The sequence below is a fragment of the Psychrobacillus sp. MER TA 171 genome, assembly GCF_023713305.1.
Taxonomy (GTDB): domain Bacteria; phylum Bacillota; class Bacilli; order Bacillales_A; family Planococcaceae; genus Psychrobacillus.
This window is the reverse complement of sequence record NZ_JAMAWN010000003.1, coordinates 147324-168355: the sequence shown is the minus strand read 5'-3', so window position 1 is coordinate 168355 and position 21032 is coordinate 147324. Positions and strand designations below refer to the sequence as shown.

General features: G+C 37.1%; 19 protein-coding genes. 4 read left to right on the top strand and 15 right to left on the bottom strand.

The window, feature by feature from the left end:
* From M3627_RS04585 to M3627_RS04570, 4 genes are all read right to left on the bottom strand, one after another.
* A complete protein-coding gene (locus M3627_RS04585) occupies positions 1-1131 on the bottom strand; it encodes a serine hydrolase domain-containing protein (protein WP_251553113.1) in 1131 nt (376 codons plus the stop codon).
* A 79-nt stretch (positions 1132-1210) separates the two neighbouring features.
* A complete protein-coding gene (locus M3627_RS04580; protein WP_251553112.1) occupies positions 1211-1390 on the bottom strand; it encodes a hypothetical protein in 180 nt (59 codons plus the stop codon).
* A gap of 105 nt (positions 1391-1495) precedes the next feature.
* Positions 1496-2581, bottom strand: a complete 1086-nt coding sequence (locus tag M3627_RS04575) for a DUF2812 domain-containing protein (protein WP_251553111.1) — start codon at positions 2579-2581, stop codon at positions 1496-1498.
* Positions 2568-2870, bottom strand: coding sequence for a PadR family transcriptional regulator (locus M3627_RS04570; protein ID WP_169359219.1), 303 nt, complete (start codon positions 2868-2870; stop codon positions 2568-2570). Before M3627_RS04570 ends, M3627_RS04575 begins: the two co-directional genes overlap by 14 nt.
* A gap of 220 nt (positions 2871-3090) precedes the next feature.
* Between M3627_RS04570 and M3627_RS04565 the strand changes: the two genes are divergently transcribed.
* Positions 3091-4761: a ribonuclease J gene (locus M3627_RS04565; protein WP_285841632.1), complete on the top strand. Its 1671-nt coding sequence runs from the start codon at positions 3091-3093 to the stop codon at positions 4759-4761.
* Between the two features lie 54 nt (positions 4762-4815).
* On the opposite strand, the gene M3627_RS04560 is transcribed toward M3627_RS04565, so the two are convergent.
* From M3627_RS04560 to M3627_RS04525, 8 genes are all read right to left on the bottom strand, one after another.
* Positions 4816-5631: a ZIP family metal transporter gene (locus M3627_RS04560; RefSeq protein ID WP_251553205.1), complete on the bottom strand. Its 816-nt coding sequence runs from the start codon at positions 5629-5631 to the stop codon at positions 4816-4818.
* A 141-nt stretch (positions 5632-5772) separates the two neighbouring features.
* A complete protein-coding gene (locus tag M3627_RS04555; RefSeq protein ID WP_251553110.1) occupies positions 5773-6315 on the bottom strand; it encodes a GNAT family N-acetyltransferase in 543 nt (180 codons plus the stop codon).
* A gap of 127 nt (positions 6316-6442) precedes the next feature.
* Positions 6443-7501, bottom strand: a complete 1059-nt coding sequence (locus tag M3627_RS04550; protein ID WP_251553109.1) for a LacI family DNA-binding transcriptional regulator — start codon at positions 7499-7501, stop codon at positions 6443-6445.
* Positions 7502-7601: 100 nt separating this feature from the next.
* Complete coding sequence (locus M3627_RS04545) at positions 7602-9266, bottom strand: glycoside hydrolase family 13 protein (protein ID WP_251553108.1); 1665 nt, start codon at positions 9264-9266, stop codon at positions 7602-7604.
* 81 nt (positions 9267-9347) lie between these two features.
* Entirely contained in the window at positions 9348-10886 is a 1539-nt protein-coding gene (locus M3627_RS04540; protein ID WP_251553107.1) for an alpha-amylase family glycosyl hydrolase, read from the bottom strand.
* Between the two features lie 28 nt (positions 10887-10914).
* Positions 10915-11757: a sugar ABC transporter permease gene (locus M3627_RS04535; RefSeq protein ID WP_251553106.1), complete on the bottom strand. Its 843-nt coding sequence runs from the start codon at positions 11755-11757 to the stop codon at positions 10915-10917.
* 1 nt (position 11758) lies between these two features.
* Entirely contained in the window at positions 11759-13039 is a 1281-nt protein-coding gene (locus tag M3627_RS04530; protein ID WP_251553105.1) for a sugar ABC transporter permease, read from the bottom strand.
* Between the two features lie 114 nt (positions 13040-13153).
* Positions 13154-14446, bottom strand: a complete 1293-nt coding sequence (locus tag M3627_RS04525; protein ID WP_251553104.1) for an extracellular solute-binding protein — start codon at positions 14444-14446, stop codon at positions 13154-13156.
* 314 nt (positions 14447-14760) lie between these two features.
* On the opposite strand from M3627_RS04525, the gene M3627_RS04520 reads away from it, so the two are divergent.
* The 3 genes from M3627_RS04520 to M3627_RS04510 all read left to right on the top strand — a co-directional run bounded on the left by M3627_RS04520 (position 14761) and on the right by M3627_RS04510 (position 17920).
* Positions 14761-16509, top strand: coding sequence for a glycoside hydrolase family 13 protein (locus M3627_RS04520; RefSeq protein ID WP_251553103.1), 1749 nt, complete (start codon positions 14761-14763; stop codon positions 16507-16509).
* Between the two features lie 292 nt (positions 16510-16801).
* Positions 16802-17692 carry a hypothetical protein gene (locus tag M3627_RS04515; protein ID WP_169359135.1) on the top strand — a complete coding sequence of 297 codons (891 nt, stop codon included), beginning with the start codon at positions 16802-16804 and terminating at the stop codon, positions 17690-17692.
* A 27-nt stretch (positions 17693-17719) separates the two neighbouring features.
* Positions 17720-17920: a hypothetical protein gene (locus M3627_RS04510; protein WP_251553102.1), complete on the top strand. Its 201-nt coding sequence runs from the start codon at positions 17720-17722 to the stop codon at positions 17918-17920.
* An 11-nt stretch (positions 17921-17931) separates the two neighbouring features.
* Here the strand turns inward: M3627_RS04510 and M3627_RS04505 are convergent, their stop codons facing one another.
* The 3 genes from M3627_RS04505 to M3627_RS04495 form a co-directional block, all read right to left on the bottom strand.
* Complete coding sequence (locus M3627_RS04505) at positions 17932-18120, bottom strand: hypothetical protein (protein ID WP_251553101.1); 189 nt, start codon at positions 18118-18120, stop codon at positions 17932-17934.
* Between the two features lie 744 nt (positions 18121-18864).
* On the bottom strand, positions 18865-19821 hold the full coding sequence (locus tag M3627_RS04500) for a tyrosine recombinase XerC (RefSeq protein ID WP_251553100.1): 957 nt from the start codon (positions 19819-19821) through the stop codon (positions 18865-18867).
* A gap of 207 nt (positions 19822-20028) precedes the next feature.
* A complete protein-coding gene (locus M3627_RS04495; RefSeq protein ID WP_169359131.1) occupies positions 20029-20616 on the bottom strand; it encodes a hypothetical protein in 588 nt (195 codons plus the stop codon).
* Positions 20617-21032 lie beyond the last annotated feature (416 nt).

The following is a 21032-nucleotide window of genomic DNA, read 5'->3' as shown; positions in this document are numbered from 1 at the left end:
CTATAAATCTAGCATGATATCCATGATCTTGCTACTGATATCACGATGGACGCTACTATCAAAGTTTAAAAGAATGGCGATGCCAATACTTTCCTCTGGTATTAATGATATTAATGCTCTAACTGCCATTTGCCCTCCGCCATGCTCTACAATGGTTTGGCCCTTATAATCCTCTATAAACCACCCTAGCCCATAAAAGCATGTATTCGTCTCGTTATCCCAATCTTGAGAAACGCGACTCTCTCGACTTTGCATTTCCTTTTTTGAAGAAACGTCAAGTAACTGGTTAAAATCTTTGTTCAAATGAAACAACATATAGGCTGCCAAATCTGTTGCGGTAGAGTAAAGGAAGCCTATCGGAGCAGCCAATGAATTCGTTGGATAAGGCGTTTCAATTTTATCAGGCCCCATATAATATTTAGCATAATTGTCATCGTCCATTATGATACGGACATCTGCCGTAGTTCTCTTCATTTGTAATGGTGTAATAAACCGATTTTGAAGGAAGGATTCCCAGCTTTCACCTGTAACCTTCTCTATCAAATCTCCTAAAATAACATAAGCATCCGTACAATAGTTCCAAGTATGTCCAGGAGGGTAATCTAACTCAACCTTGCGAAACCATCTAGTGATATCCTCTCTACTATGGATACTAGTTACCTCTTCTTCTTTTAACCGATAATGGGCTAAAGCCTCACTCCATTCAGTTGGTGTATCTGAATAAATCTCCCTTACATTTGGCGCAACCAAATTGGCTATCCCTAAATCAGCTGGAAAACCAGAAGTGTGACTTAATACTTGCTTTACTGTGATATGATCACTCGAGTCTTTCTCTTTTGTCCGAAAGTAGGGCAGATAATGTACGATAGGCTTGTCTAGTTGAATCAAGTCCTCTTCGACTAATTTCATCATACATACTGCAACAAAATTTTTAGTTACACTCTGAATACTCATATACGTATTTTCATCAATTAATTTAGGGGTAGGTTCCAGCTGAGCGTATCCATACCCTTTAGCAAAAATTAGTTTCCCATTTTTAACAATAGAGACACTAATTCCAACTCCTTTTTCTTCTATCACTCCATTTATTAAAGCGTCTATTTCTTCTAGTTTAGTATTTATTGTTTTCATATTTTCTCCTAAACTTTTACTTTATTAACCGGTTTAGTTCTCGTTTACATAAAATCAAATTTCTTATCTTTTTATTCTTTTAAAATGACTGATTGTTATACCTCTCTACTTCTCTATCTGAGTTGGCTTGGGCAGCTACCTGGTTCATTGTTTTCTTATGCTCCAGATTATATTTTCTACTACCTAAACGATCCACAAGATAGGCAGCTAGTATGATACCTAAAAAGAAGCCCCAAAAAACCCACATAATCCAGTGCATGACACCCTCCCCTTCTACACGCTAGTATACATACGTTTAAATATTTGGAAAGTTTCAATTATTATAACTAAAATAAGAAAAGAACCCTATCGCTAGGATTCTTTTTTAAAACTCCTTCAGTAAGTTCATCTCTTTTTTATATCCAATAATAGCTTTGGTGGTTAAAATAATCCAGAAAAACGTCATAAATGTTATTAGGTACTTTAATACAATAGTAAATGTAGACGAAGGCATATCTAATACCCACTGCATATACAAGGATTGGCCTAAAACTAGTAATAGGAATAGAGTGATTGTTATATTCATTTTAAATGCTTTTTTTATTTGCTGTCGTTTTTCTGCTATATCATAAGTGAACGAAGGTTTAGGTGCTTGCTCACTATAAGGCATTGACCAGATAGAGTAATTCAGCACGGACATATTGGACGTATACTTAAGCTTCCATCCGATTTCCTTGTGAAGCGTATAATAATCGGATTTCAGCTTAGGCTCAAAAGTAACCTCATATGCTATTTTTTCATGCTTAGAAGGAACAAAAGTAAATATGGCAGCATATACGCGATCAAGCTCATAGCCTTTCCTGTGCATTTCATCTAACCACTTTTTAGTTTGAAGCGGTTGATACATCCATGCTAAACGGATTTTCCTTATTCTCTTTCTACTATTTTTGACCTCTTCGTTAAGATTAAACATATATTTTTCATATGCTCTATAGGATATAAAGACAAAAATCGTAACACTTGCTAATAGTAATAATATAAGTAACGGAATAATAATAGATGCAAAGTTAGGATTATTATCATCAAATGATTTTAAAATCAAGAAATTCACGGGACTTGTGGATAAATAAAAGATGGATATGATCAAAAATAAATATGCATGTAATCGAATCCGTTTAAACAAGCTATCGCTAGATGGGTAAAACGGAACATGAGATGCTTCATTTTTGAGAATACTCCATTTACCCGCCTTTAATGGATCTCGCCAACCGGCTTTTTGTAACCGATCGGGTAAACTGCAAGATTTGTATTGTATCGAATAGGTTACTTTCTTAGGTGTTGTTTTATTAAATGTAAATATACGTGTGAATCTATTGAAATCTTTTAACATAAAACCTTTCAAAGCCATGCTTTCTAACCATTTCTCGGTCGATTGTATACGGTAGCTCCAAAACCATCTAAATCTCTTCATCAAATTCCCCCTTATAAAGCGAAATATTGTTTTGCACTTCCTGTAACCTCTCCATTTCCTTTCGCATAATCAGTTTGCCTATTCCTGTAATTTCATAAATTGTTTTTCTTTTTTCATCTGAAAAGACAGTGATCATTTCATCTTTTTGCATTTTAGTGAGCGTTCCATAAATCGTTCCCGAACCTAGATGAAGCCTTCCATTTGTCAGCTCTTCTACTCTTTTGATAATTCCGTATCCATGACGTGGTTCTGTCAAAGAAAAGAGGATATAAAATGCGGTCTCCGTCATCGGTATGTATTTCTTAATTAATTTCTCCAAGCTGCTCCACCCTCTTTATAATATGTCACATCATGACTATATCACAACGTGACATATTAGCCAATATGTTTTTAACTGATTATTTGTTTATTTTACAAAGTAGTAAATATTACCTTTTTCGATATTTATCTCATAAATAATAGTTTAAAGTTCATACTTAAAATAGTTTATTGAATCGGGAGGTATCTTTTTGACTACTAAAAATTCGGCCGTATCTGTATTTGCACTTGGTGGTATAAATGAAATCGGAAAGAATATGTATGTGATTGAATCATACGATGATATTGTGATTATTGACTGTGGTGGAAAGTTTCCAGATGAAAGTCTGCCAGGTGTTGATTTAATTATTCCTGATATTACATATCTGCAGGAAAATGAAAGCAAAATACGTGGATTGATCGTCACCCATGGACATGAGGACCATATTGGAGCAATCCCTTACTTTCTAAAGCAGCTGAATGTGCCAGTCTATGCCACAAACCTCACACTTGGTCTAATTGAGATTAAGTTAAAGGAGCATGGGATTCTTAGGGATAGTAAGCTATTTTTGATAGATGAGGATAGTGTTTTAAGGCTCGGTACCATACGGACAACCTTCTTCCGAACAAGCCATAGTATACCAGATTGCTTAGGAATTACTTTTCAAACTCCATTAGGCACAATCGTTCATACGGGAGACTTTAAGTTTGACTGGACTCCCGTGGATAAACAGGCGGCAGACATTCATCGAATGGCGGCAATCGGTCAAGAAGGTGTGCTGTTGCTTCTTTCTGAAAGTACGAATGCAGAGAGACCTGGCTCCTCCCCTTCTGAGAAGCTTATAGAAGAGCATTTAGATGAAACCTTTAGGAAGGCAACGCGGAAAATTTTTATTACGACCTTTGCGTCCAATGTTCATCGTGTACAGCAAATAGTAGACGTTTGCATTAGAAACAATAGAAAGATCCTCTTACTCGGTAGAAGTATGGTGAATGTCGTTCGAGTTGCTATGCAGCGTGGGTATTTGAGAATACCGGAAGGAATGTTACTGGAGGAAAGTGAGGTGCCAACCATGTCTCCCGAGGAAGTGACGATTCTTTGTACTGGTGGACAGGGTGAGCCTATGGCTGCTCTTTCAAGACTAGCAAGCTCTAGGTTTCGTAAACTCGAGGTTCATCCTGAGGATACCGTAATCTTTTCATCTAGCCCCATCCCTGGTAATGAAACGAATGTCACAAGGGTAGTCGATAATCTGTTAAGATTAGGAGCTAACGTGATTTATGGCTCTGGAAGCAAGACTGGTATGCACGTTTCAGGTCATGCTTACCAGGAAGAGCTGAAGCTCATGCTAACATTGATGAAGCCAAAGTACTTTGTCCCGATCCATGGAGAATATCGCATGCTCCATATACATCGCGAGCTAGCACAGTCCGTGGGTGTTAAACGATCTAATATTTTTCTACTGAACAATGGAGATGTTGTGGATATTGTAGATACTAATGAGGTCATACAAACACGGTCCGTAGAAGCAGGTGACGTCTTTGTAGATGGATCAGGCATAGGAGATGTTGGTGAGATTATTCTACGTGATCGAAGAGTTCTTGCTGGAGACGGGATGGTTGTGATCGTCATTAGTTTACAAAAAGGATTGAAAAAAGTATTAAATGGACCTGATACTCTTACTCGAGGCTTTGTATATGGTCCAGACTCTGAAGAGCTAATCAATTTAATCAATCAAACCGTTCGTACAACAGTAGAAAAATGGGATAACAATAAGAATCAGCGTACACTCAAAAAGAATATTAAAAACTCGGTAGAAAACCTAATATATGCTCGTACAAAGAAAAAACCCATGATTCTGCCAATCCTTATTGAAATATAAACACACTAGCGCATCCTAACTTATAGTAGGATGCGCTTTTTGAAAAAAATTGAACTACCCAAAAGCAACATCTAGAATCATCATGATTGTAAATCCGATCATCAAGCACACCGTTGCTAAATCACCGTTCCCATACTCCTGGGAGCCTGGAATTACCTCCTCCACCACAACAAAAATCATTGCTCCAGCTGCGAACGCGAGTGCAAAAGGTAGAATAGGGGACATAAAGGAGACTGCAAGGACACCGACTACCGCAGCTATCGGCTCGACCATTCCGGAAAATTGCCCATAAAAGAAGCTCTTTCTACGAGACATGCCATCTCTTCTCAAAGGTAATGCAACCGCTGCACCCTCCGGTAGATTCTGAATACCAATGCCTATTGCTAATGCCAAGGCTGCAGTTAAAGAAGAGGTATCTAGTCCTGCAGCGACTGCTCCAAAAGCAACCCCGACAGCAAGACCCTCTGGTATATTATGGAGGGTGATCGCAAACACAAGCAACGTACTTCTTCTTTTGCCTTTTGGCTTTATCCCTTCTGTTTGGTTCGAGTTAGAAGATGGATGCATATGTGGAATGAGTTTATCGGCCAGCCACAAGAAGAATCCACCTAGTAAAAATCCGGTAGCTGCTGGAAACCAGGCAGGGAATGCCCCTTCCTTCGACATTTCAATAGCAGGAGCAAGAAGCGACCAAAAGCTTGCCGCTATCATGATTCCTCCAGCCGAGCCAAGCATGCCATCCATTAACTTTTGATTTACTGATTTTGTAGTGAAAACTAGAGCTGCACCTAATGCTGTCATGCCCCAAGTAAATACAGTTGCTAACAATGCCTGCAGTACCGGACTGAGCGTAGATATGTAAGCAATCATAAGACCTGTCCCTTCTTCTGTTCTTCTACTATCGTATGATTGACCACACATTTTTATCTTTAAACAAGTCCGTTGTTTGTTACTAAATATTTGAATACAAAAACGCCTGGCAGGTATTAAACTGATCGGCGCTTGTTCAATCTATTTCTTCCAGTCACTTGCTAGCATACCGTAGACCTGATGATCCACATAATGATCGTATAGCCATTCCGATTGACGAATGGTGCCTTCATGTGTAAAACCAAGCCTTTCAGGAATTGCTCTACTTTTCTTGTTCTCTACTGCAGCGCGAATTTCTACTCGATTCAATCCTAAATCGATTAAAGCATAATCTACAAATGCTTTTACGGACTTAGTCATGAGACCATTACCCACATAATCTTCGCCCAACCAATACCCGATGCTTGTGGATTTGTTATTCCAGTCTATTTTATGAAATCCGATAACACCTGCAAGATTGCCTTCATACCATATACCTGCTTGGATTCCATTATTGTCACTGAACTGCTTCATCGTCGATTTGATGAAGTTCTCCGTATCAGCAACCGTTTTTGTATAATCAATAAACGGTAGCCATTCTCTTAAGGAATTCTTAGACTCTACAGTTAAAGAGAATAATTGTTCGGAGTCTCGTAAATCTAGCATTTTTAGTTTAATTTTGTCATCAATTGCGTATGTAAACAAAATATATCCCTCCTTATAAAGAGTATAAATTATTTTTAGAATAATAGAAATAGTATTTAGTTTACATAATAAAATTATGGTGAATAAAAATGGTTACCCAATATCTCATGGATAACCATTGTTTAGTTTAACTTAAGCTTGTACTATCTTTTATAATTGCTTTTTGTGAAATTGCACAAGAGTTGCGCACCACAAGCTGATGTGGAATGATAATGCGCTTCACAGGTTCGTTCTCATTTTCCAGTATTTGAATTAAGCTTCTGGCTGCCTGATAACCTAACTCCACGATATTGATATTAATGGATGTCAATGGCGGTCGAGACATTTCTGCAAACAACGCATTGTTGAAGCTTATGATAGAGACCTGGTTTGGGATGTCGATTGCCATTTCTGTAAGAGTGTTAACTACACCTAGGGCCATCAAATCATCCGTCACGATTAAAGCGGTTGGCGAAACACTTGCTGAGAATAGTTTGTTGACCGCTTGCTGGCCCCCTTCTCTCAAGAAGTATTCAGAATGAATGATATAGTCCTCTAGTAATGGCAGATTTTCCTCTCTCAAGGCATTCTTGTAGCCTTGGAGTCGGTCCAATGTAACGGTTAGGCTTGGACTACCTCCAATGAAACCAATATGCTTATGTCCAAGTCCTATAAGATACTCGGTCGCCTCTTTTGCTGCAAGAAAGTTGTCGTTATCTACATGAGTTATTTTTTCTACATGCTCAAAAGGCTTACCGATCATCACAAATGGGAAATGGCGTGTTCTTAAATAACTTAAAATCTCATCATTAACACGAGAGTAAAGAAGTATAATTCCATCCACTCTGCCGCCTTGGACCATCTGTACTACTCCATCAAATAGTTCTTCTTCTGTCGTTCCAGTAGTCATTTGAAGGGCATAATGTTTTTCATGCACACCATCGCTTAGTCCGTGCATAACCTCTGCAAAGAAAGGGTTTTGAAAGAAAGCACCTGAAGAAGGCGGTAATACCAGGCCAATTACTTTCGTGGATTGATTTGCTAGACTTCGAGCAATGAAATTAGGATGATAACCTAGCTGCTCCATCGCCTCTCTTACACGCTTCTTAGTTTTGTCACTAATGCGGGGATTATTGGCAATTACCCGAGAGACCGTCGAGGGAGCTACATCTGCTAATTTTGCTACATCTTTAATCGTAACCGCCAAAGGAATTCACCACTCTTTTTCTGTTTTCTTCAATATTCTTTAGAATATCATTATATAGATAAGGAAAGTTATTAACTAGTCTCTATAGAAGTTAAACCTATTATTTAGACAGATATACTCTGGTCTCATAGGGCTTTAAAGTAGCCTTTTTGGTTAATGTATGAGGTGCCCCCTCAAAATTACTTAGCACGAGGCGATAATCCTTTTGCTCCACCTCATGAAGGTCCAGTTCTACTGTCTTGTTACGGAAATTGCATAGGACAACCGCAAATACATTATCTAAGTATCTTGTATAGACATATACATCTGGATCAGTTTCTAAAAGAAGATTATATGCCCCATAAACAAACACTTCATGTTCCTTGCGAAGCTTAATCATACTCTTAAAAAAGTGGTAAATAGAATGTTCGTCCTTTATTTGAGCCTCTACATTAATAGAGGAATAGTTCGGATTCACTTTCATCCAAGGTGTACCTGTAGTAAACCCGGCATTATCTGTGTTATCCCACTGCATTGGAGTTCGTGAATTATCTCTTCCACTAGTCCAAATAGTTTCCATCACTTCAAGATGTGGACGACCCTTTGCTATTTCTATCTCATAGAAGTTACGCATACCAATATCATCGTAATCATCTATAGAAGGTAGTTGGACATTTGTCATACCAATTTCTTGCCCCTGGTAGATGAAAGGTGTGCCCTGCATAAGGAAATAGCAGGCCCCAAGCATTTTAGCACTCTCATTCCAATATTCCTGGTCATTTCCCCAGCTAGAAACACTTCTTGTTTGATCATGATTTTCTAAAAATAGCGCATTCCAGCCTCTTTCATGGAGTCCCTTTTGCCATTTTGTTAGCGTCTTTTTTAGACCAATGACATCCACAGATTTATTGGCATCCTTGTTCCAAAGCCCTAAATGTTCAAATTGGAAGATCATACTAAATTTCCCGTTTGACTCACCAACCCATTCATCTGCCTCTTCTATACCAACACCATTAGCTTCTCCAACCGTCATGATGTCATATTTAGAGAACGTTTCTTCCTTTAATTCACTTAGGAATGTTTGAATGCCTGGTTGGTTTGTATGCATATCAAAAGAGGAAACAAACTGCTGTCCATCCGGATTTGGCATGTCTGGAAAGCCTTCTCGTTTTTTAATATGACTGATCGCATCTACACGGAAACCATCTATCCCCTTATCCAGCCACCAATTAACCATCTTATATAATTCCGTTCTTACTTCTTCGTTTTCCCAATTTAAATCTGGTTGTTTGATCGCAAAAAGGTGCATGTAATATTGTTCCGTTGCCGTATCATATTCCCATGCGCTCCCGGAAAAAATGCTTTCCCAATTGTTTGGTGGCTCCGTTCCTTTGCCATCACGCCAAATATACCAGTCTCTCTTTGGGTTATCTTTAGAGGACCGTGACTCTATAAACCATGGATGCTCATCACTTGTATGATTGATAACAAGGTCTAAAATAAGCTTCATACCTCGTGCATGCGTTTCTGTTAATAATTCATCAAAATCCTTCATATCTCCAAATTGCTCTGAAATCCCTTGATAGTCGCTAATATCGTAGCCATTATCCGCATTTGGGGATTTAAAAAAGGGAGATACCCAAATGACATCTATTCCTAAATCTTTTAAGTAATCAAGCTTTGTTATGATTCCACGCAAATCTCCTATGCCATCACCATTGCTATCCATAAAGCTTCTAGGATAAACCTGATAGCTGACCGCTTCTTTCCACCAATTTCGATTCATATAAAAAATACTCCCTTCGTTATGAGTTGTGTACATTTATCCCATAACTTTTAGACTTTCTTTTAAAGCTTCTTTCAGTCCTTACAATCTAGACCGTTTGTTCACTTCTTTAATTCCTAGTATAAGAATAATGATGAATGACACAATTACTGCAGATGAAAGAACTATAAATAACCAGTTAGGTCCTGGCTTCTCAGCTAGCTCGAAGATTTCTGCTTGACCACTCTCTAATTTAATCGAGTATTCATTCCCATTCGACTTAACGATAGCTTCAGTGAGCTGGCTAACTAACCGTTTCCCATTTTCAAGCTTATCCTTAAGCACAATGGTTTGATCACTCGACATGTTGTTTATGGCAACAACAATTGTCTCTCCATCTAGTTTTCTAGAATAAACTGCGGTCCCTTCTTCTTCATATAGCAGCTCCATCTCACCATTGGTCAAAGCTGGATGCTCTTTTCTTATTGCTCCAAGCTTTGATATGTAGTCAACTACATTTTTTTCTGTATTAAAATCCAGCATACGACGATTATCCGGGTCATTTCCTCCATCCATCGCCATCTCGGTACCATAATAAATGATAGGCACTCCAGGAGCGGTATATAGAAAGGTGAGACTTTGCTTAAGCTGAGTCAAAGGATTTTCTTTTTGATTGATCACCAGATGACTAAACCTTGTCATATCGTGGTTATCGACAAACTGTCCAAGCAAATGGGACCGATCAAAAACCTTCTCGTTTCTTTCAGCATTTGAGAACAGCCAGCCAAGTGATTGATTTGATCTCTCGAAAGCAGTGCGCAGACTACCATTTTGGGAAAAGTCAAAAAAGCTATCTATTCCTGTCTCCTCATAGCTGGCAACGACATTTGGATTGTCATGCCACACTTCCCCTATCAAATATAAGTCTTCCTTTTCAGCCTTTACAGCAGAAGCGAATTCTTTCCAATAATCCTTTGATACATGTTTGACTGTATCTAAACGGAAACCATCTATATCTGTTTCTTCTATCCACCATTTCGCTGCATCTATTAAATAGGCAGCTACCTCTGGATTGCTTTGATCTAAGTCTGGTAAATCATATAGCCAGCCATTTTCTACTTCCTGCTGGTCATTCCAATTAGCTATGGGCTGTTGGGGATGAAACCAGTCTTCCTTAGAAGGGTCACTTAGCCAGTCATGATTTGGTCCCACATGATTGACAACAAAATCTAAGATAATTTTTATATCTCTTTTATGTGCTTCATCAACAAGGGTCTTAAATTCATCCATTGTTCCGAAATATTCGTTTGTTTTATAGTAATCCTTTGTCCAATAGCCATGGTACCCTTTTGGCATATTTTCAAAGATCGGGGTCAGCCATATAGCTGTGAAACCCATTTCTTCTATATGATCTAGCTTATCCGTAATTCCTTTAAAATCGCCACCATGATAAGCATAAGGGTCATCAGGGTTAGCATCCTTATCATTGGACGGATCACCATTATGAAAACGATCTACCATGATCATATATATAATCTCATCCTGCATCGTACGCTCTCCACTGGCAAAGACTGAAAGTGGCTGGAAGCTAACTAAAAGTATAAGAATGAAAAGTAAATGTCTACCCCTTTTTATAGTCATACACCCCCGATAGTTTCTTTGAACATTATTATCCCTTTGTTCCCCCAGCAGTTAGTCCGGAAACAAAATACTTTTGGAACGCTAAGAACAAAATAGTTATCGGAATTGCGATTAATACGGAGCCCGCAGCAAAAGTGGTGAACTCATTCCCAAATTGCTTAGATACTAGCTCATACAGCCCCACGCCCATCGTAAATTTTTCCTCTGAGCGAAGCATTACGCGAGCCAATATAAAGTCTCCGAATGGAGCGATAAAAGAAAACAACGCAACTACTGAAATAATAGGCTTTGCTAGCGGCATAATGATCTGCCAAAAAATTCGAAGGTGTCCAGCACCGTCCATCCTTGCAGACTCATCAAGCTCTTTTGGAATGGTATCGAGATACCCTTTCATTAGCCACGTATTCATCGGTATTTGGCCGCCTGTATAGATCAAAATTAATCCTAAATGAGTGTCTAAAAGGCCAGTTCTTTGAGCTAAAACAAAGATTGCAATTAGCGCTGCAAAGTTAGGAATCATTTGTAGTACTAAAAACGTTAGTAGGCCATTTTTGCGTCCGACAAAGCGATAACGTGAGAAGGCATATGCAGTTAGTGATACACTGATGACCGACAAAGCCATCGTGATCAAGCTAATCTTCATGGAGTTGATATACCATAAAACATAATTAGAATTATCCATATCAAACAACTCTAGGTAATGCTTAAAAGTCGGGTTTTCGGGAAACATTGTAGACCCGGAAAGACTCTGACCTGGATTTAGTGATGACCCAATTACCCAAAGAAGCGGATAGATAACGACTAGAGCAGCTACTAGGAGAATAAAGTACGAAAGTGTCAGTCTAATAATTTTCTCTGTTTTCGTATTCATATCACATCATATCCTCCTCTTTGAATGAATTTGTACGTTTGAACTGCCATAAAGCTACGGCTACTACAACTAATGATAAAAGCATCGTGATTGCTGCAGCTTTACCATATTGAGCAGAAGTCATCGTTAGCTTGTAAATCCAAGAGATTAAAATATCTGTTCCTCCGGCATTTTGACCAGGTAATGCAGGGCCTCCACCGTTGAATAAGAAAATAACATTGAAGTTGTTAAAGTTGAACGTATATTGCGTGATTATGATAGGAGCAGTTGCGTATAGCACCATCGGCAAAGTAATACTACGGAACTTTTGCCAAATAGATGCTCCATCTACGTTAGCTGCCTCATATAGTTCATCAGGAATTGATTGCAGAACACCTGTAGTCATTGCAAAAACAAATGGGAATCCAAGCCAGGATTGTATTCCTATTAATGCAATACGGGTCCACATTTCAGAAGTCATCCACGGGACAGGGTCTATACCAAGAAAGCTTAATATTCCATCGTTAATAACCCCGAATGATTCATTGAACATACCAGAAAATATTAAGATAGATATAAATGCTGGGACTGCCCAAGGAAGTATTAAAATCGTACGGAAAACCGCTTTTCCTTTTAAATCTTTTTGATTAATGACAACTGCAAGGAATATACCAACTGCAACCTGTAGTGTTGTAGCTCCAAAAGTCCAAACAATCGTCCATCCGAGCACACTGAAGAATGTAGAGCGCCACAATTCTAATTTAAAAATGTCTATATAGTTTTGTATACCAACCCAGTCCACTAGCTTTGCAGGTGGCGTATGGTACAGGTCATAATTTGTAAATGAAAGAAGGATAACGAAAAAGATTGGGAAAATAACTACAAAGATTAACAGTAAAAATCCAGGGGAAATCATTAAATATGGAAAACCATTATCTAATAAGTTATGGTACTGCTCTCTTACGCTATTTAACTCGAAGCCTTCATCTCTCTTTTTTCCATTGTTATAGGCATCATAAATATTAAAAGCATATATACCTAACCCGATTGCTGCTACGAGTAAGGCAATAACTCCATCAACTAAAAGGAACACGGAATGATCTAAACCTGGAATTTCTCCAAGCGTAATTAGTCCCCAAAAGCCCCAGTTAAGGGTTTGATAGAAGCTACTGAAAAAAGCTACTGTTAAAACTAAGAAAATGATTCCTTTAACATACTGTTTATTATAAAGCTGACCCATACCTGGAATAATCGATAAAAGCCCAGCAGTTTTTCTATGTTTGTTTGTGACATTATTGTCCATCGCTAAAGCGGCCTCCCTCTTTCCTTTGAAAGGAGAATTTCTTTTCAAAATTATATTATATATAAGCAAAGCCATGTTCCCATGATAGGAAACATGCCTTTGCAATTTAAATCATCAGTTAGGGTGATTTGTTTCAATATTTGTTTTGATGTTTTTAACTGCATCATCCATTGCTGCTTTAGGCTCAGCTTTTCCTGTTGCAATAGTTTGTAGTGCTGATGCTGCAGGACCCCATACCTCTGACATTTCTGGAATGTTTGGCATTGGTACTGCATATTGAGATTGAAGTGCTACTGCTTTTGCCCCTTCGTTGTCTGCAATAATCGGATCGTCGATTAATGTTTTAACTGGAGGAATTTCTTGTGTTGTTTCAAAGCGAATTTTTGCATTTTCTTCATTTGTTAACCACTCTACTAATTTTGTAGACCAATATTTGTGTTCAGTGAATGCTGTTACATGCCACCCTTTAACTCCCATGAACGTTTTCATAGGTTCACCATTAGGAAGCTTAGGCATTGCAGAAATACCGATGTCAATTCCAGCATCCTTCATGCTTTGGAAAGACCAAGGACCATTCATAACGGAAGCAATTTTACCTTCGTTAAATAGTCCATCTCTTGTAGAACCACCGCTTTCCCCAATAACCCCTTTAGGGAAAAGACCTTCTGAATACCATTTTTGGATATAAGAAGCTCCTTCAACTGCTCCTTCGTTGTTTAAACCAATGTCGTCTCTATCAAGAGCGCCATCATTTTCTTTGAAAACGTATCCGCCCATACCAGCAATTACACCATGTGCAAAATAGAAGTCATCCCAAGTTGCAATGAAGCCAAACTTTTTACCATCTGTAAAGCCTTTAGAAAACTCATAAACATCATCCATTGTTTCTGGTGCTTCTGTCATAAGAGCCTTGTTATAAATAAATACAGGTGTTTCCGTTGCTTTTGGAAGCCCGTAAAGTTTTCCATCATATTTTTGTGCATTTACAGAAGACTCACTAAATGTAGAAAGTACTTCGTCACTTACTTCAATTTCTTGAAGAAGCCCTTCTGTAACTACCTGACCAATTTGGTCATGCGGCAAAGTAACAACGTCAGCACCAGTTCCTGATGGACCATCCATACGTAGCTGGTCGCGCATCTTATCTGCCATTCCTAATTCTTTAAATTCTACTTTAATCCCATATTCCTTTTCAAAAGACTCAATTGCAGGTTTTAAGGCTACAGATTTATCTGTATCTTCCCATACAACAAGTTTTTCAGGCTTTGCTGGTTCTTCCGCGTTGCCTTCACTTTCTTTATCACCTGTGTTAGATGACCCTGTGCTTGTTTCTCGATCTGGTCCACATGCTGCTAACATAGCCATCAATAAAAGTAGAATCGATAAGAATGATAGTGTTTTTTTCATTTCTTTTAACCCTCCCAATTGTTTATCTCTTTTTCCTAAAGTTGTACAACCGTTTGCACAAATGAATAAATGAAAACGCTCACATAAAATTAGAATATGAACATGCTAATCTACTTATTCTAGCTATTTCTAGTATATTAAGATAAATAGAATCATAATGTTTCAATAAAATGTTATGAAAGCGATTGCACAACTTATGGTTTTATTATACATTTAAAGTACGTTTGCACAATACTTTTTTTAATATTTATAAAAATTATTTTATTTCATAATATTGAAGTGTGCTGTTCTCACTTCTAAAAAGGAGCAATCATATGGAAAAGTCCGCTGTATTTCATAGACCAGTAGATAACCTAGCTTATTTACTCGATAACAAAACGTTACACATACGATTAAAAACGAAAGCAAATGACCTTCAAGAAGTTTTACTGATTCATGGAGACCCATACATTTGGGCAGATGGTGAATGGATGCATGATATGGAAAGGATGTACTTAGCTGGCACAGACGGCGTACATGATTATTGGGAGATTAAGATTTTCTCAGAAACAAATAGAATCCGATATGGCTTTAAGTTAATTTCTAGTAATGAAGAAGTAATTTATACAGAAAAAGGGTTTTACTCTACTCCCCCTAAAGATTCAGACTACTATTTTTGTTTTCCTTATTTGCACAATATTGACCTTTTTGACGCACCAGCCTGGGTAAAGGACACCATTTGGTATCAAATTTTCCCAGAACGCTTTGCTAACGGTGATCCTTCTATAGATCCTCCAACGGCTAAAGCCTGGGGCAGCGAGCCCCCCGCTATAAACAATTTCTTTGGTGGGGATTTCGCAGGTGTCATTCAGCATTTAGACTATTTGAGTGATTTAGGTGTAAACGGTATTTACTTCACTCCTGTGTTCAAGGCAAGCTCCAATCATAAATACGATACAATTGATTATTTGGAAATAGACCCACAGTTTGGAGACAAAGAATCGTTGAAGCGACTTGTAAAAGAGTGTCATAAGCGTGGCATTAAAGTGATGTTAGACGCTGTTTTTAATCATAGTGGCTACTACTTCCCACCGTTCCAAGATGTTTTAGTTAATGGGGAAAGTTCACGATATAAGGATTGGTTTCATATCCATAGTTATCCTGTTCGGGGTGGTGAAAGACCCAACTATGAGGCATTTGGTTTTGTCGAGTCTATGCCGAAGCTAAATACTGCCAATCCGGAAGTGAAAAAGTATTTAATGGATGTAGGTGCATTTTGGATAGAGGAATATGACATCGATGGCTGGAGATTAGATGTGGCAAATGAAGTGGACCATAAATTCTGGCGTGAGTTTAGGGAAACTGTTAAAGCAATTAAGCCTGACGTATATATTCTAGGTGAAATTTGGCATGACTCCATGCCGTGGCTTCGTGGAGATCAGTTCGATGCAGTAATGAACTATCCGTTCAAAACAAATCTATTTAATCTTTTAGTAAATGAAAGCATTAATTCTACACAGTTTGTAGAAAATATCACAAGGGTTTACTATAACTATCCTAAAAATGTTTTTGACTATACATTTAATTTAGTTGGTAGCCATGACACTGCTAGATTATTAACAGAATGTGACGACAATATAGGTAAAGTGAAGCAAATATTTACCCTTCTACTAACTTTCATGGGGACGCCATGTATATACTACGGAGATGAGATTGGCTTAACTGGTGGTCAGGACCCTGGTTGTAGAAAATGTATGGATTGGGATGAGTCGACACATAACCTTGATTTAAAAAACCACATTAAAGAACTTATTAGTATACGTAAGCAAGAAAGGCTGCTTGCCAACGAAGGCTCAGTTAGGTTTATCCTTCCTACTACTGAAAATGGGATTTTTGGTTATGAAAAATTCAATGAAAAATATTCTATCACAGTGTTATTTAATCCAGAACGATTGGAGCAATCAGTGGAGTTGGACATAGCTAGTGAGCAGGTGTTGGTGTATAGCGATCCAATGTCTGTCGAGGGCAGTACGCTTACGATTGGAGGAAATGGTTACGTCATTATCAAATCAAGGCTAACGTGATTTAAGCATACTTTGAGGATTTTCCATTAACAGTTAATGCACAGCAAAAAGGTCGGATTCCATCGTTTTGGAATTCGACCTTTTCATTCTGTTAAAATCCTATTTTCATTGGATTATTGAAACCATGTTATTCAGCATTCCTTCTATTATTCTAGCGTTACTATCATTTTTGGGAGCAACCTTACGTACGATAAAGAGAATTTGGTCATAATTTGGGCTCTGTCACATACAATCAATTGATAGACAAATATACAAAACATTATTTATTTATGTATGGAGGTGTAGTCCTTAGATGAGATTCCCGATCCAAGAAAGACGCACTCTATTTCAATGGATAAATATGATAATCCCTTACATTTATACTATTGGAATATTAATCATTGTCGCATGGATGGCCACCTCCTCCTTGCTTATTGGCATTTCTATATGGCAGGAGAACCCCAAGGCATTTTTCCTTCAAAATGCCGAGATTAAAGAAATAGAAGCCGAGCAAGTGATCCAAGACACTGCTTTTTCGATTATCATAAAACCCTTTGTACAATCTAATTTTCATCAGGTCATATTTAGAGGCATCTTTTTGCTTTTTATATGGTTTTTGCTTTTTCTATTGATTCCAGTTGCCTTTAAGAGATTGAAAAGGTTTAAGTTTATGAATTTAGAATTTGAAGTGGATAATATTGAGCAGGCGGCTATTGAAACTGTGGAAATTAGTGGAACAAAGGCAAAGCTCATGGCATATTTTACAGGAGACGATGCCTCAGGTAGGACATTAGAATTTTTGTTCAGATCAGCAATCGATTTCAAAGAGGTCTTGGAGTACTTTTTAGAGGAAACACAAATCGGATACAAAAATTATCCGATCCATGGAGCGTTCTCTTTTCAGGTCTATACAAGAGATACCCCAGAAAAGCTGATTGATTTAATAGAGGAATCGAAGGAAACAGGCGAGGCTGTCGTGTTTAATAAGACAGATGAGTTAAATATATGGAAGAAAAATTTTTTAGTTTACCATTTCACGTATGACGACCTAGAATTTATAACCGTGATTGAAAGCTTTACCTATTCATTTGATATTATTGACAAATATCTCTTTGAGCTGCTTCATAAAACTATTGCAAAAAATATTGAAAACATCGAGTACATGGTAGCTTTAACTAACTCGGAACAAATGGAAAACCAATAAATATTTATTTCTTAAGGAGTGTTGAGTATGCTAAGTGAAAAGGTTCCTATTTGCACGGAAGATGTGAGGAGTCGGGCAGCAAAAAAGCTAAGTGGATTCAATGCATCCAAAAAAAGCAACAAACATGTTAAGACGGTAGCGATTACGGGAGACCTAGTTAAACCAATCCACGTAAAAAAGACAGAGCCATTAGTGAAGAGAATAACTTATTTTGAAAACAACAGTTAGTACCCACTATATTAAAGTGGGTACTTTCTATTTTTTTCTTTGAAATGCTTCGAGTGCTTTTCAGCCATTTCCTGCATAATTGGCGATGGTCCAACCAAGTCTGCTGGATGCTTCACAGGTAATTGGTTTAGCTTTATTTCACTGACGTCTTTGAACTTCTCACCCTTTAGTAAACGATTATATATGTCCCTTATTTTCATTGCTTCCCCTCATCTTTTCATATTCCTGTTGTAGTATATTCGTCCATGAAAAAATGACTTAAGTTATCGGTAAAAAAGGATGAACAATTAGTTTACATAATAATATTATAAGTAAATAAAAAGAAAACAACCGTTATTTTGTACCCTTTCTCTTATATTGTCCACAAGACCGATGCCTTTTAAATGTAGTAGAAGAAAAATAAGGATCTTCGCTTTAATCTAATCCATGACTATCAGCTGTAAGAAAAACAGAAAAAATCGAATCCTTATGTAATCGGACTCGACTTTTTCTGTGTTGATTCTAATGCATTACACTACTCCATTACGATCTAAAGGATAAGAAGTTAACAGAATCCAGTGTTTGTCTTTAGGCTATGTTAAAGGTTAGGGTTGATATAAGATGTACTCTTATTCGGGAAGTAAAATTGATTTCCGCGCCAAACGGACGCTGCGCGCGTGGTTGTGACATCCTTATCTGTCTCCCTAATCCCTGCTTATGTCTCCGTTTAACACCCCGAACGATAAATGGAGAACAGCTTTCATTTATAAAGCTCTATTGGTATAAAACACTCGTATAAACAAAGCCGTAAAAATGACTCCAACACACTTCATAAATTTATTTATTTCTTAATAGTCATTTAAATTGTACTCGGAATAAAAAGAAATGTTAAGTTAAAATCTACCAATAACCTTAACGTAGCTTTCTTAAAACGATTTTAGTTTACATAATAAAGTTATATGTAACTAATTGATTTGATTGAATGGATTGCTCTCTAAAACTTGTTGTATTTCTTTGTCTTCCACATGCGTATAGATTTGGGTCGTGGAAACGCTCGTATGACCTAAAATATGCTGTAGACTTCTTATGTCTGCTCCATGCTTGTACATAATCGTTGCAGCTGAATGACGTAGCTTATGGGGAGTTATTTTATCATTTTTAAGTCCAGAGTCTACGTTGATCTGCTTCACTATTTTAGCAACGGTTTGTCTTGTCAGACGTGTTCCTTTTTGAGATAAAAATAAAGCATTATTGTCTTTTGCCCCTTGAATAGTTGGTCTTTCCTTTTCAAAATACATTTGAATAGAATTAATACAGGCGTTATTTAAGTATACCGTACGTTCCTTGTTTCCTTTACCGACGATTCGAAGGGTTCGATCATGTATCGAATTAAGATCTAGGCTACATAACTCAGAGACACGAAGTCCTAAATTCAAAAACAGCATAATCATACAGTAGTTTCTATAGTAATGATTGCTCCGCTTTATACCTGCTATAAATTGTTCTGCCTCTACCTGATTCATGTAAATAGGAGACTTCTTCCCGATTTTAGGACTTTCCAGCTCATCTGCCGGATTATCCTCCAATAATTTTCGTTTCCCCTTTAAATATTTGAAAAAGGATTTCAGAGTTGCAACCTTTCTCGCTCTAGTTGCTGCACTATTATTTCTCTGTACCTCACAAAATTCAATAAACATATAAAGATCCTCTAACGTGACTTCTCTTATTCGATCAATCTTAATATCTTTTATATTTACTTTTTCTATTTTGTTTGCAGGAATGTCTTCATCCATAGATTTTATAAAACGTAAGAACAGACTAATATCATATTCGTACTCTTTTCTAGTTCGAGGAGATTTTCCTTTAATAGTTGTCAAATATACTAAAAAATCCTTTAATAATCTCGGAATTTCTTGTTGCATTTCGCTCACCTCATAACATCCATTTTATCACAAAATAAGGTTCCCAAATATGAATTTGGGAACCTTTTTAAAATTTATAGTTTTATATTACTTTTACTGGAAAGTTTGCTATCTATTAGGGCGCTTGAGATTAGCTCTGAGAGCGTTTTAAATTATTATTTACGTATAGTAACCCCTAACTGTTCTCTTATTGGAAATTCAGAAAAACTAAGTTGAAAGTTGTAGATATTCCTTTATAGAGTCAAAATCCTTTGAAATATACTGCGCGTTTTGTATAGTTTGGTTATACCAAGTAACTATTTGCTCCTTATCTTTCTGCAAGATCTCTTCTCCTTCTGATTCTTTTTGAACTACGAAATTAACTAAAGCTACTCTATCTCTGTAATACAAAATATGTTGCATGAAACGATCTTTTACTTCTGGATTAAATAACTCCCCCATTTGTATAATTCCATTATTTATATGCTCTTCGGCATAAATTGCTGATGCAGTCACTGCAAGTTCTTCCTTAAACGAGTTACTTTTTACCATTTCATTTTTATATTCCTCACATAATTCTTCTGCTATATGGGCGATTTCTAACAAGCTATTCTTGTTAGGCTCATCTAAACTTTTTTTACTATTAAAAACTTCTGCTATTTCTAGTACTTTTTTTAATTGTTGAGTAATGATATCTATTTTTTCAACATTAAAAGCACCATTATTCAGAATACCTTTTGTTTTTTCAAAAACATATAGTCTTTGAAGATAACCATTTAATAATACTAAACCGTTATATTGTGTAGCGGCATTCATTGGTACACCCCTTTTCTATATTTATTTAGACGCTTCCCTTTATAAGAACCTTGTAAACGAATATATTCCAAAAAGTGGATTTCAGAATCTATTTACTAATTTTTACGCTAAATAAATAGAGAACTATGACATTTATATGCTTTCTAAGGAAGTTAATCAAATAAAAAAATACCTATTTTTCTATATCACATTTCTCCTTCTTCAATTGATATCTTTTTAAGACAGCAACACTTACTGAGCTAAACTTCCCAGTTTCTACAATAAGTAATTCAATTTAAGAAGGCGTTAATCCTTTCCGGATCAATGCCTCTTAATTGAAGTAAGTTAGTTCATATCATTTGTAAGTTTTTAGTTATAGATTATTGTGTCTTTAAGAGAAGTATTCATCTAACCAAGGTGGATAGCTGGACTAACAT